Annotated in this window: 8 protein-coding genes and 1 pseudogene; 5 read left to right on the forward strand and 4 right to left on the reverse strand. The window is 41.9% G+C overall.

The features are described 5' to 3' along the window. Nucleotides 1-53: 53 nt before the first annotated feature. Nucleotides 54-1,385, forward strand: coding sequence for a hypothetical protein (locus AB5Z52_RS13700; protein WP_003126437.1), 1,332 nt, complete (start codon nucleotides 54-56; stop codon nucleotides 1,383-1,385). Between the two features lie 122 nt (nucleotides 1,386-1,507). On the opposite strand, the pseudogene AB5Z52_RS13705 reads toward AB5Z52_RS13700, so the two are convergent. The 3 genes and pseudogenes from AB5Z52_RS13705 to AB5Z52_RS13715 all read right to left on the reverse strand — a co-directional run bounded on the left by AB5Z52_RS13705 (nucleotide 1,508) and on the right by AB5Z52_RS13715 (nucleotide 5,100). Continuing rightward, a pseudogene (locus AB5Z52_RS13705) lies at nucleotides 1,508-3,411 on the reverse strand (fructose-specific PTS transporter subunit EIIC). A gap of 22 nt (nucleotides 3,412-3,433) precedes the next feature. After that, on the reverse strand, nucleotides 3,434-4,348 hold the full coding sequence (gene pfkB / locus AB5Z52_RS13710) for a 1-phosphofructokinase (protein ID WP_368243702.1): 915 nt from the start codon (nucleotides 4,346-4,348) through the stop codon (nucleotides 3,434-3,436). Next, nucleotides 4,345-5,100, reverse strand: coding sequence for a DeoR/GlpR family DNA-binding transcription regulator (locus AB5Z52_RS13715; protein WP_003126440.1), 756 nt, complete (start codon nucleotides 5,098-5,100; stop codon nucleotides 4,345-4,347). Before AB5Z52_RS13715 ends, pfkB begins: the two co-directional genes overlap by 4 nt. A 203-nt stretch (nucleotides 5,101-5,303) precedes the next feature. Here AB5Z52_RS13715 and AB5Z52_RS13720 point away from each other — a divergent pair, with 203 nt between their 5' ends. Then, nucleotides 5,304-6,770: an alpha-amylase gene (locus AB5Z52_RS13720; RefSeq protein WP_041120203.1), complete on the forward strand. Its 1,467-nt coding sequence runs from the start codon at nucleotides 5,304-5,306 to the stop codon at nucleotides 6,768-6,770. 175 nt (nucleotides 6,771-6,945) lie between these two features. On the opposite strand, the gene AB5Z52_RS13725 is transcribed toward AB5Z52_RS13720, so the two are convergent. Next, nucleotides 6,946-8,493: a ClC family H(+)/Cl(-) exchange transporter gene (locus AB5Z52_RS13725; protein WP_034704340.1), complete on the reverse strand. Its 1,548-nt coding sequence runs from the start codon at nucleotides 8,491-8,493 to the stop codon at nucleotides 6,946-6,948. 167 nt (nucleotides 8,494-8,660) lie between these two features. On the opposite strand from AB5Z52_RS13725, the gene pcrA reads away from it, so the two are divergent. The 3 genes from pcrA to AB5Z52_RS13740 form a co-directional block, all read left to right on the forward strand. Beyond that, nucleotides 8,661-10,901 carry a DNA helicase PcrA gene (pcrA, locus tag AB5Z52_RS13730; RefSeq protein WP_021149781.1) on the forward strand — a complete coding sequence of 747 codons (2,241 nt, stop codon included), beginning with the start codon at nucleotides 8,661-8,663 and terminating at the stop codon, nucleotides 10,899-10,901. Nucleotides 10,902-10,913: 12 nt separating this feature from the next. After that, nucleotides 10,914-12,944, forward strand: coding sequence for an NAD-dependent DNA ligase LigA (gene ligA, locus AB5Z52_RS13735; RefSeq protein ID WP_003126446.1), 2,031 nt, complete (start codon nucleotides 10,914-10,916; stop codon nucleotides 12,942-12,944). After that, nucleotides 12,934-13,735 (forward strand): CamS family sex pheromone protein (locus tag AB5Z52_RS13740; RefSeq protein WP_368266957.1); only part of this gene is annotated, 802 nt, incomplete at its 3' end. The genes ligA and AB5Z52_RS13740, both read left to right, overlap by 11 nt.

A 13,735-nucleotide genomic window follows, 5' to 3' on the forward strand; every position in this document is an offset into this window, starting at 1 on the left:
TCATGAATCCCTTTACTATAATAAAATAAGAAGTACATAAAGAGGTGAGAAAGATGATCAAAACGAAGAAAATCTATGCCTTTATTCAATCGGCACAACTCGCCGATGCTCTGATGCGTGAACAAATAGCCAACTGGTTCGCTTTGGTCCGTCTTTCCTTTACCCCCACCAGCTACTATTTAAATCAAAAGGAAATCCACTCCTATGATATCGCTGAAGTACGCTCATTGCTGGAGGGAAGTATTGACGAGGTCAATTTTGAACTGATTTTAACCGATGGACAAAATGAATCCAGTATACACGTTGTCCAAGAAGCCGTACTGCAACGACATCTTTTTACATTTGATGTTTTTCAGGGATCGCGAGAACTATTACTGAGTTATATAAAGACCACAATGGAACAAGGCGGTCTCTTTAGTTATATTCGAGCTTATGATGAATTCCTCAATCATAATGTCGAAAGTGTAGAGAAACGCTATAACTTTCAGAAACCAGAAGAAATCGCTGAATTACCAAAGCGAAAAAACCATGCCAAAGAAATCGTGATCGATTGCAATCAATTTGCCGGATATGATGTTTTTTATAACGGGTTTTGTTTAACTTCCTGTTGGCGCATGTATTTCTCAGAGTACTATGAGCGAGTGTTGCCGTTAGTGATTATTAAAGATGCCCAACAAGTAGAACAAATCCAAACGATGGAGGAAGGGGTTGTCATGGTGGAGCTTTACCGTGATCCGTTTCAATGGGATCATCCTGCCAACCTTTCCTATCAACGTTTGTTTCGGGACCAAATCGGGGTGGATCAACTTACTTGGGATAACGGAGTAGGGATTTTGCGAGAACCGTTTATTGAATACGCGTTTGGCCATCAGTTGATCCAAACGATCCAATATCAAAATGATCGTTTACAGCCCACCGTCAAACGCAAAGCGACCCATTTTATCACTCGGAACTTTGATTTAGTTCGTGAGATTTACCAAGAACGTCGGGTGAGGGGATTGTTGAATGCACAGGCTTATTTCCCTTGGATCGACCAAGAAGGCATGCGGATGATGGATTACATTGTCTTAAAACCACAGTTAACGCTCGATAATGGCTTAGATGCTTATGAATTTTATATTCGCAGTCATTTAGAGGCGGATTACACTACGGAACATTTTGAAGAATACACCGTTTGTTTGCAGTTCTATTTGCCGCAAGAGGCGATGACAGATATTCCTATCGACGAATTGAAAGATCGTATGTCAGATGTTCGCTTTGGTTTATTGCATCGCAGCAAAAAATATACCTGGGTCAATCTAAAAAAAGAAACCCATCGCTTGCGGGTCTATTTTATGAATATGGAACGCTTAGCTGAACACCAATCCATTTCTGGAAATAAATAGAGCCATATAAAATAGCAAAGACAAGGAAGTTGAATGATTCTCGCAAAAAAATCTCCAGTGTGTTTCAAACACGCTGGAGATTTTTTTGCATAGGAGACGCTAGTTGTTTCACACAACACGTATTAAGCGGTAGTTACTTCTTTTTTTAACAAACCGAAGATGATTCCTGAAACAATCGCACCAATTAATATGAACAATAGGAATAATAATGGTTTTGATAGTAAAAGGACCACAAAGATCCCACCGTGAGGAGCCATCAATTGAATATTGAATGCACCGACTAGGGCACCAGTTAAAGCAGAACCAATCACGAAACTTGGAATGGCCCGAAGAGGATCAGCTGCTGCAAAAGGAATCGCACCTTCAGTAACAAAAGATAAGCCCATCACGATATTCGTCAAACCTGCTTCTTTTTGATCTTTAGTGAATTTATTTTTGAATAAAACTGTTGCGATAAAGATCGCCAATGGCGGCACCATTCCACCAGCCATGACTGAGGCCATTACGACACTACCACCTTCGGCAACCGTTGTGGCAAGTGTTGCTGTACCGAACACATAGGCAGCTTTGTTGATTGGACCACCTAGATCGGCTGCCATCATAGCTGCTAACAGAGCACCTAGTAAAGCGGCATTTGTTCCACTCAATCCTGTTAAGAAGCTGTTTAAGCCGTCATTGATCGCTTTCATTGGGACATTGATCATTAGCATGAGGAACCCAGTAATCAACAAACCAAAAACAGGGTAAAAGAGAATCGTTTTGATTCCGTCTAATGACTTAGGTAAACCTTTGAAAAGATTGCGCAAGAATTTGATGACATATCCTGCTAAAAATCCACCAATCAATGCACCAAGGAATCCTGCGCCACCACTGTTTGCCAATGCGCCAGCAGCAAAACCAACGATCAAACCTGGGCGATCACTGATACTCGATGCAATAAATCCAGCCAAGACAGGTAACATGAATCCGAAAGCGGCATTACCGATTTGATTGAACCAAGCAGCTTGTTGATTATAACTACCTAATTGATTTAAAGCGTCTTGCGGTACACCCATGAATTGATCGACCATAAAGGAAATAGCGATCATGATTCCGCCTGCAATAACGAATGGCAACATATGGGAAACACCATTCATCAAATCTTTATAGATTCGTTGACCAAACGTACCATCAGCAGAAGATTCTTCTGCAACTGTTTGTCCGCTACTGTGAAAGACAGGAGCATCACCGCTTAAAGCTTCATTGATCAGTTGTTCCGTCTTACGAATCCCGTCACTAACAGGACGATTCACTAGATGTTTGCCGTTGAAACGATCCATCTCGACCTTTTTATCAGCAGCGACAATGACGCCAGCTGCTCGTGCAATGTCCTCTTCTGTTAATCGATTTTTAATGCCTTCCGAACCATTCGTTTCAACTTTGATTTCTACGCCTAGTTCTTTGGCTTTTTTCTTTAATGCATCTTCAGCCATGTAAGTATGAGCAATACCTGTTGGACAGGCTGTAACAGCAACGATATAAGGGCGATCACTCACTGACTCTGTAGTTGTGACATCTGTCTGTTCTTTTTTTGTACTTCTGCTTCAGCAAATAGTTGTTGGACTGCATCCGCAGTTGGTGCTTTCTTTAATTTCTCAACAAATTCTGGATCAATCAACAAGCGGGAAAGAGCAGCTAAGGCTTGTAAATGGGTATCATTAGCTCCTTCAGGAGCAGCGATCATGAAGAAGAGGTAAGTAGGTTGACCATCCAGTGCCTCATAATCCACACCGGTTTTACTTTTAGCAAATAAAACAGTCGCTTCATTGACTGCTTGATTTTTCGCATGAGGCATTGCGATACCGTCGCCAAGACCGGTTGATGTTTGGGCTTCGCGAGCCAAGATCCCTTCTTTGTAGACAGCAATATCTGAAATGCGGCCAACTTCATAAAGTTTGGCAACCATTTCGTCAATCGCACCTTTTTTATCCGTTGCTTGAAGGTCCATGATCATGGCATCTTTTAAGAGTAAATCGTTGATTTTCATTGTTTATCCTCCTTATGTTAAGTCAAAGTATCTTTTCAATAACAACTTCTGGCAATAATTCTTGAATAAATGCTGATGTGGCTAAATCATCTGAAAAAGCAGTGGCGCTGCCGCAAGCAACTCCCCATTTAAAGGCTTCCAGTGCATTTTTTGTTGCTGTATATTGTCCGATAAAGCCAGCAATCATTGAGTCGCCAGCTCCAACCGAGTTTTTCAGTGAACGCTTCAGAACATTCGAGCGGTAGATTTCGTTTCCAGTAAAGAAAATGGCTCCATCTCCGCCAAGGGAGACAATGACATTCTTGGCGCCATCAGCGATTAATTTTTGTCCATAAGGTAAAATATCTTCGAAGGAGTGGAATGTCGTTTGATACAATTCCGCTAATTCATGATTGTTGGGTTTGATCAGCAACGGTTGGTCGGGTAATGCTGCGAACAACTCTGGACCCGTTGTGTCAATGACGAACTCGGCTCCAGCTTCTTTGACGATGGCGATCAACTCTTGATAGTAGTCAGCCGTCAGTCCATTTGGTTTGCTACCAGAAAAAATGACGATATCTTCCTTGGTAAGAGAAGACAGTTTGTCTTTCAATTGCTGACTTTCATCCTTTGAGATTGTTGGCCCTAATCCGTTGATTTCAGTTTCTTCGCCAGATTTTAATTTAATATTGATCCTTGTATCGGCAGCAACTTGTGTGAAATCGGTCGTGATTCTTTCATTGATCAGCCAATCTTCAATGAAACGTCCAGTGAATCCGCCAATAAATCCAAGTGCAGTGGAAGGGAGCTGGATCCGCTGTAAAATACGAGAAACATTGATGCCTTTGCCGCCAGGAAGTTTAAAGTCTTGCTTCATTCGATTAAGTTCGCCCAATTGTAATGCTTCGACGTGGACAATATAGTCAATTGATGGGTTGAGTGTGACAGTATAAATCATTCGGATACCTCCATAATAGTCGTTTGTGTTCGAAATTTAGCCGCATAGTTTTTCGGACAGAAGTCTGTGATAATCTCTGCGTCTTCAATGGCAGCAACTTGAGCAAAAGTAGTTTGTTGAAATTTAGAATGGTCCAGTAATACATAAGCTTTTTGACTATTTTCAATCGCGATTTTTTTGATCATTGCTTCTTCAGGATCTGGAGTCGTAAAGCCTGCGTCTACATGAGCACCATTCATTCCAATAAAACAGCGATTGAAGCGCAGTTTTCGCAATTGCTCACTGGCACCGCTCCCCAAGACAGCGTTCGTACTGATTTTGATCGTTCCTCCTAAAATCAATGTCTCGATTCCTTGATCGATCAGTAATGCCGCATGTTTGACAGAGTTGGTTACAACCTTCACATTTGAGATCGATGACAAGAAAGGGATCATTTCTAAAGTTGTGGTTCCAGCATCCAAGTAAATGACCTCATCCTTTTTGATCAATGAGACGGCATATTGGGCGATTTTTTGTTTCTCTACTTGGAACTTTTGCGTTTTTTCTTTCATATTGGGTTCAAATCCAAGGTGCTGGATCTTTTTGGCACCTCCATGGATTCGGACCAAAACTCCCTGTGCTTCAAGTTCTTGTAAATCGCGACGGATAGTGGACTCAGATGCTTGTAATTGATGGATCAATTCGCTGACTTTCACGATATCCGTTTCTTCTAAAAGGGCTAAAATCCTTTGATGACGCTCTTCTGTAAGCATTTACATCACCTCTTCAATTGTTATGATAGCACATAAAACAGTCGTAATCAATCACAATCGTTTAAAAACAATCAAAATGTAAGGGTGATACATTCTTAAACGGTCAAAAACGGTCGGCAAATTACTCAGAAAAGAATCGAAATGGGTTAATGTTTGACAAGAATGGCTATTCTTTGGCTTAATTATTTTTAGGGGGGAATTATATGAAGAATGAAGTGATATTGCAAGGCTTCGAATGGGACTTGCCTGCAGACAGTCAACATTGGAATAGATTGAAAGAAATGAGTAGTGAGCTTAAAGATTATGGATTTACAGCGGTATGGTTGCCTCCTGCATATAAAGGTACAGCGGGCGTCGAAGATGTTGGCTATGGTGTCTACGACTACTACGATCTTGGAGAATTTGATCAAAAGGGATCAATACCAACCAAGTACGGAACCAAAGATGAATATCTTGAAGCAATCAAAGCGTTGCAAGATCAGGGGTTGGAGGTTTACGCAGATATTGTATTCAATCATTTGATAGGAGCCGATGAAAAAGAAACGGCACCAGCGGTCAAATACAGTTGGGACAATCGCAACAAGCCGATAAGTGATGAAGAAGAGATCGAAGCTTGGACGAAGTTCACTTTCCCTGGAAGAAAAGGGAAATACAATGACTATGTCTGGACGTGGAAAAATTTTTCTGGCGTTGATTATGATGACCGAACCAACGATCATGCCTTGTTTAACTTTGCCCAAAAAGGGTGGGAAGATCAAGTGGATGATGAGATGGGCAACTATGATTATCTAATGGGCTGTGATTTGGATATGGAGAATCCAGAAACTATCGAACAGCTGGATAAATGGGGCAAATGGTATCAAGAGTTAACGAATGTGGATGGCTATCGCCTAGATGCTGTCAAACATATTGAGTTTAATTATTATGTTAATTGGCTTTTGAATCGCCGGGAAGAAAAAGGCAAAGATTTATTTGTGGTGGGAGAATATTGGTCGGGTGATCTGCCGAAACTAGAAGAGTATCTCGATTCTTCCGGAAATCTGATCCATCTGTTCGATGTGCCACTGCATTACAATTTCTATGAAGCATCTCATTCGAATGGTGCGTACGATATGAGTCAAATCTTTGCAGGTACATTGACTGCTTCTCGAGAAGACTACGCTGTGACTTTTGTCGATAATCATGATACGCAAGTCGGTCAGAGTTTACAGTCATGGGTAGATGGCTGGTTTAAAGTGCATGCCTATGCGTTGATCTTGTTGCGAAAAGCTGGAGTACCAGTTGTTTTCTGGGGGGATCTATTCGGTATTCCTGAACAAGGTATTGAACCAGTTGGAGAAAATTTAGAAAATCTCCTGAAATTGCGTGAAAAAATCTCCTTTGGCAATCAAGTTGATTATTTCGATGACCCAAATTGTATCGGTTGGGTACTGACAGGAGATTATGAGCACGAACTGTCTGGCTTGGCCGTGGTCATGACGAATGCCCAAGGTGCTGAGAAAGAAATGACCATCAGCGCCATTCATGGTGGTGAAACTTACGTAGATATTTTGAAAAATAATGAAGCAAAAGTTGTCTTAGACGAAACAGGTAAAGGAATTTTCCCAGTCAATGACGGTCAAGTTTCCGTTTATGTGGATGAACGTTTGGTGGAAAAATACTATAGCTAATTTCAGAAGCTGATTTTAGAAAGAACCGTTTGGTAATATTATACGACAGCGATTGTATGGCAATGAAAGAAGGAGCAAAACTGCAGAACATGTGTCTGTAGTTTTGCTCCTTCGATTTTTTTCTGATCGATAAATAAAGACAGGAGGATGTTGACGGCAATTTGGCAGCCAATGTTTAAGTCAGAGGACCATCAGCTAAATAGCTGATTTTTTTCTTCACTTCCGAAACACTATTCGAATCCGTTAAGATCAAAAGGGCATCACCAACTTTCATGATCGTATCTCCGCGGGTCAAAATTTCGTTTTCGCCACGACGAATGGAAATCAGCAACATGTTTTCTGGCCAAGGAAAGTCTCGAACGGCCATCCCATCAAATGAACTTTCTGCGGTTACCGGATACTCGATCACTGTTTTCGTTCCTCGGATATTCACAGCGGGTTCTTTATGCATCTTTTCAAGGAGAGACTCATAAATAGGATGACCACCAAGACCATCGACCACGATATAAGCTACTAAACTAACTAGTCCTAACGGCATTAGGTGATTGATTGATCCAACCATCTCTGTTACTAAAATAATAGCAGTTAAAGGAGCCTTACCGATCGCTGTAAAATAACCAGCCATTGCTACGATCACGAAATTCTTGATATAAATAGGATCCAGACCGATCGACTGTGCCAAAAAGGTACCAAAGATCGCACCAATCAGCGCACCTAATGTTAAGATAGGAAGGAAAATCCCCCCAGGCAGTCCAGCTCCATATGAAATCATGGAAAAACAGTAACGCAAAATCAGCAACATGACCAAAAACAACAGGGGAGCCCCGGTTTCTCCTAAAGTCAAGATAATTTGATTCCCGCCGCCTAAATAGTCTGGTAAAAATAGACCGATTGGAATAATCAGCACAAAAGGAATCAATCCATACCAGTCAGAGGATATGGGTAGTTTTCCATACCATTTAGGCAAAGACAGCAATGTCCACTGGTAAAATCGTCCTAAGATCCCTAGTAAGATACCTAAGATGACTAAAGCACCGTAATATTTCAAAGGCAAGTCATTGATCTTTCCTTGGTAAAGGACAGGTTTCAATCCAAAAAAATTTAAAGAGACAAAGTTAGCAGTAATCACTGAAGCAAAAGATGTCAGCCATACAAGAGGTGAAAAGGAATGATGGATCTCTTCTAAAATGAACAGCAAACCGGCAATCGGTGCATTGAAAGCCGCCGACAATCCTGCACTGGCACCACTGGAAATCAATATTTTTTCTTCTGACTTTGGGGCTTCGAAGAACTGACTTAAACCTTGTCCGACAGCAGCACCTAGTTGAATCGAAGGACCTTCCCGCCCCAAAAAAAGACCCGATCCGACGGATAAAATGCCCCCGATAAACTTTTTCCAAAGGACAGAGAACCAATTATAATCGATCTCGCCACTTAACTTCCCTTCAACTTGAGGAATACCGCTGCCTTTGATTTGAGGTTCTGATTTTACTAAAAGGATCACAATAATTGCAGTGATGATAGAGAGAATTACCCACAGTATGATCTGATCTGGATGATCAGCAAGGTGTCGATAGACAGCAGCAACTTTTTCGCCTATCCATTCAATCGCAAGGCGAAACAAACTAACCACGATCCCCACAAATGCTCCTACCAAGATTCCTTTGCCTATAAAGGCCAGGCGGGTTGTATCTAAATAATGGATTTCATGTTTCTTCATCAAACTCCTCACTTTCCTTATTTAATTTAGCCCTTTTTTGAATAGATAACAAGGAATTTTTTTGAAGGACAAAAAAGAAAAATTTAGCAACTTTTCAAGGCGTTCGGTTTTCCCTACAATCGGATAATGCTATAATTGAATGGATTGAGAAAGAAAGGATGGTTAAAACCATGTCATCCAAAAACGAATTACTTGCGAATATGAATCCCCGGCAAAAAGAGGCCGTGATGCATACAGAAGGACCTCTGTTGTTAATGGCCGGAGCCGGTAGTGGCAAAACGCGGGTCTTAACCCATCGGATTGCTTATTTGATTGAAGAAAAAAATGTCAATCCTTGGAATATTCTAGCCATTACTTTTACGAATAAGGCGGCTAGAGAAATGAAAGAACGGGTGAATCAGCTTCTTGGATCTGGGGGAGAAGATGTTTGGGTCTCTACGTTTCACTCGATGTGTGTCCGGATTTTACGAAGAGATGTTGATCAGATCGGCTACTCTAGAAACTTTACGATCATTGATACCTCTGAACAAAACACTTTGATGAAACGAGTCTTAAAAGAGTTAAATATTGATCCAAAAAAATATGACCCGCGTTCCATTTTAGGAGCGATCTCCAATGCCAAAAATGAATTGTTGACTCCGGCAGATTATGAAAATCAACAAGGGAGCTTGTTTGAACAGATCGTAGGCCGCTGTTATGCGCTGTATCAAAAGGAATTACGAAATAATCAATGTATGGATTTTGATGATCTGATCATGAATACCATTCGCTTGTTTAAGGAAAATGAAGATGCACTGCAGTTTTATCAACGAAAATTTCACTATATCCATGTGGATGAATACCAAGATACGAATCATGCCCAATATACGCTTGTTAATTTATTAGCGGACCGCTTCAAAAATCTTTGTGTCGTGGGAGATGCGGATCAAAGTATCTATGGCTGGCGGGGTGCCAATATGCAAAATATTTTGGACTTCGAAAAAGATTATCCGGATGCAGCAGTGATTTTGTTGGAACAAAATTACCGCTCAACTCAGACGATTTTGAATGCTGCGAATCAAGTCATCAAAAACAACCGCAACCGTCCAGACAAAAATTTGTGGACTGAAAATAGAGCCGGTGAAAAAATCACTTACTATCGCGGGGATAGTGAACGAGATGAAGCTCGTTTTATTGTCAGTGAGATGCAAAAACAAATTGCAGATAAAGGACGTAAATTCGGCGACTTTGCTGTTTTGTATCGGACCAATGCTCAATCCCGGGTGATTGAAGAAATGCTATTAAAAGCAAACGTGCCTTATACAATGGTGGGCGGACGCAAATTCTATGATCGGAAAGAAATCCGTGATATCTTGGCTTATCTTTCGGCCATTGCTAACCCAAGCGATTCTCTAAGCCTAGAACGGATCATCAATGTGCCTAAACGTGGTATCGGGGCGACTTCTGTCGAAAAACTTCGTGAGTTTGCTTCGCTTCATGAATGGTCCTTGTTAGAAGCTGCGATGAATGTCGATTTAGCCAATATCTCAGGCAAGGCCGGCAAAGAACTTGGTAGCTTCGGCATGATGATGGACCAGTTTGCCCAAATGATTCCTTATCTGTCAGTGACAGAACTGACGAAAGAAATTTTGGATAAAACAGGTTACAAACAAGATTTGATCAATCAGAACAATCTGGAATCACAATCCCGGCTGGAGAACTTGGAAGAGTTCTTAACAGTGACCCAAGAATTTGACAAACGCTTTGAGGCACAAAATGAAGATGATGCCGATGCGCCAGAAGAAAAATTGACTGTCTTCCTCAATGACCTCGCTTTACTTTCCGATGTTGATTCCTATGAAGAAGAAAGCAGTCAAGTGACATTAATGACATTGCATGCGGCAAAAGGATTGGAATTTCCTGTGGTCTTTTTGATTGGGCTAGAAGAGAACATCTTCCCGTTATCTCGAGCATTGATGGAAGAAAGCGAACTGGAAGAAGAACGTCGTTTGGCTTATGTGGGGATTACTCGTGCAGAAGAAGAGCTATTCTTGACAAACGCATTTTCTCGTACATTGTATGGACGCACTCAATACAATCGTCCTTCTCGGTTTGTGGAAGAGATTGAACAAGATCTTCTGCAGTCACTGGGAGAAAGAACTCAGCCGAAAGGGGCAGCTGCTTCCTTTCAGCCTAAAGTTTTCAAACCAACGTATACCCAACCTCGTCAGTCCACTGTTTCGTCGAGACAAACCACGACTGCAGCCGGCAATCAATGGCAAGTGGGGGAAAAAGTCAACCATAAAAAATGGGGTGTCGGCACGATCGTTCGGACCACAGGGGCCGCCCAGGATCTAGAATTAGATGTCGCTTTTCCCCAACAAGGAGTAAAACGGCTGCTTGCAGCATTTGCTCCGATCGAAAAACTATAAGGAGGAATCGAAATGGCTGTGCCATCAACTGAAGTTCAACAACGAGCGGAAGAATTAAGAACCACTTTGAATCAATATGCCTATGAGTATTATGTGAAGGATCAGCCGTCTGTCGAAGATTACGTCTATGATCGACTTTATAAAGAACTTGTTCAATTAGAAACGGATTACCCGCAGCTGGTCACAGAAGATTCTCCTACTCAGCGAGTGGGTGGAATCGTTCTGCCTGGATTTGAAAAGGTCATCCATGATATTCCTCTGTACAGTTTGAATGATGTGTTTGATAAAGAAGAAATCATCGCTTTTGATGCGCGAGTCCAAAAAGCGCTAGGTCGTGCCGTTGATTATGTCTGTGAATTGAAGATCGATGGGCTATCAATCTCTTTGAAATATGAGAATGGACGGTTTGTGCGTGGTGCAACACGGGGTGACGGAACAGTCGGCGAGAATATTACGGAAAACTTGAAGACAGTCAAGTCAATTCCATTAAAATTGAAAGAACCTGTTTCATTAGAAGTCCGAGGCGAATGTTACATGCCTAAAGCTTCTTTCATCCGTTTGAATCAAGTACGGGAAGAAGAGGGCTTAGAGGTATTTGCCAATCCTCGAAATGCCGCAGCAGGAAGCTTGCGGCAACTGGATACACGGATTGCTGCCAGCCGTAATTTGAGCACATTCTTATATACTCTGGCAGATTTCGGTCCTATCGAGGCACACGATCAATTCTCAGCGCTTGATGAATTAGACAGTTTGGGTTTCCGGACAAATCATGAACGGCGTTTGTGCCGAACGATCGATGAAGTTTGGGCGTATATCGAAGAATTTCACGAAAAACGCAGTGAGCTGCCTTATGAAATCGATGGCGTTGTCATCAAAGTCAATGACTTCTCCGATCAAGATACACTAGGATTTACGGTTAAAGCTCCTCGGTGGGCGGCAGCTTATAAATTTCCACCCGAAGAAGCAGAAACGACCATTGAAGAGATTGAATGGACAGTTGGACGCACAGGTGTTGTGACACCAACAGCGGTCATGACGCCGGTTCGAGTAGCTGGTACAACAGTAAGTCGTGCCAGCCTGCATAATGTCGATTATATTCGCGCCAAAGATATTCGCTTGAATGACTCTGTGATTATCTATAAAGCAGGAGACATCATTCCAGAAGTTGCCAACGTATTGACGGATAAGCGGTCAAAAGCCAGTGAGCCCTATCCGATTCCTACCCATTGTCCCATTTGCGACAGTGAATTGGTCCATTTAGATGAAGAGGTGGCACTGCGCTGCATCAATCCGAAGTGTCCTGCACAAATGAAAGAAGGATTGAGTCATTTTGTTTCCCGAAATGCTATGAACATTGAAGGGTTAGGCCCACGAGTTCTTGAACAAATGTATGAAAAGCACTTAGTTGCTGATGTTGCAGACCTATATTATTTGACGGAAGAACAATTGTTGACATTAGACAAAATCAAAGAAAAATCGGCAAACAATATTTTGTCAGCAATCGAAGCCAGTAAAGAAAATTCTGTTGAGCGTTTGATATTTGGCTTAGGGATTCGCCATGTCGGATCTAAAGCAGCAAGAATTCTTGCGGAACATTATCGCAATCTGCGTAATCTAAGCAAAGCGGATGAGTCGGAGATCGTTTCTTTAGAAACGATTGGGCAAACCATCGCGGATAGTGTTGTCACTTATTTCAACAACGAAGAAGTCCATGATCTTTTAGATGAGTTGGAGAAAGCAGGGGTCAATTTTGATTACCTTGGTTTAAAAAATGAGGAGCTCTCGGCTATTGACTCACCCTTTAAAGGTAAGACAGTTGTCTTAACAGGAAAGTTGACTCATTTCACTCGGGAAGAAGCAAAGGAAAGAATTGAGAACCTTGGCGGAAAAGTGACGGGAAGTGTCTCAAAGAAAACAGATATCGTCGTAGCGGGAGAAGAGGCTGGTAGTAAATTGACGAAAGCGCAAAGCTTGGGCATTACAGTTTGGGAAGAGAATCAAATGGTGGCAGCGATTGAAGGGAGCCATAACCATGAAGATTAAACACTTCTTGATCGTCGCGATGTCGTTAAGCTTTTTGTCAGGTTGCGGCAATCTCAACAAAGGAATCACGAATATCAACGAAGGTGAAGAGACGGCCAGCGGTAATATTACCACTGGCCGTGTCGATAATTCTGTCTATCAGGCAGTCATGACAGACGGCAAGTACCAACCGAGTGCTGCTAGAGGATTGAATGCAGAGCAAATGAACAGCGGGTTCAATCAAACCAATTTTGAGAATGGCTTGCTGAGGCTGTCCAAGCAGACTTTTTCTGTCGATACGTGCTACTTTCAAGAAGGTCAAAAAATTCCTGCTGATACGATCAAGAATTGGCTGAAACGTGTCTCTGATGATAACCCGCAAGGTCTTAACCCTGCCGGTTCAGATCAGCCGCTTATTTTTCAACAATTGATGGAGCAAGATTTTATTAAAGAAGACGGCAAAACATTGGTAGGTATTAGTTTAGGCTTTGCCTTTAATACCGTCTACTATGGCAGCGACGAGACCATTTCTATCTCTCGTGATGAGTGGATGGCAAACGCGCGGAAGACAGTCAATGCTGTTTTGACACAAGTAAGAAAAATCAAAGGGTTGGAGACTGTACCTATCGTGATCGGTTTATTCGAACAAGCTGCTAAAGATGATATCGCCGGAGGTAATTATGTTTATCAAGCAGTCAGCCAAGATGGAGGAACAACTATCGATCAGTATGAGAAAGTAGCAGAGGCCCACATTATTTTACCTGTAGCTGCGGGGGTCGCCAATGCTGCCACCGATGATGGTTTGGATAATA

Origin of the sequence: Enterococcus sp. RTP21361st1_A6_RTP21361_211029 (assembly GCF_040910045.1) — a bacterium.
GTDB classification, from domain to species: Bacteria; Bacillota; Bacilli; order Lactobacillales; family Enterococcaceae; genus Enterococcus_D; species Enterococcus_D gallinarum.

Bases quoted from the DNA above. Each gene is read 5' to 3' on its own strand.
- AB5Z52_RS13700 (WP_003126437.1), top strand. From the start codon at position 54: ATGATCAAAACGAAGAAAATCTATGCCTTTATTCAATCGGCACAACTC.
- pfkB (WP_368243702.1), bottom strand. From the start codon at position 4,348: ATGATTTATACTGTCACACTCAACCCATCAATTGACTATATTGTCCAC.
- AB5Z52_RS13715 (WP_003126440.1), bottom strand. From the start codon at position 5,100: ATGCTTACAGAAGAGCGTCATCAAAGGATTTTAGCCCTTTTAGAAGAA.
- AB5Z52_RS13720 (WP_041120203.1), top strand. From the start codon at position 5,304: ATGAAGAATGAAGTGATATTGCAAGGCTTCGAATGGGACTTGCCTGCA.
- pcrA (WP_021149781.1), top strand. From the start codon at position 8,661: ATGTCATCCAAAAACGAATTACTTGCGAATATGAATCCCCGGCAAAAA.
- ligA (WP_003126446.1), top strand. From the start codon at position 10,914: ATGGCTGTGCCATCAACTGAAGTTCAACAACGAGCGGAAGAATTAAGA.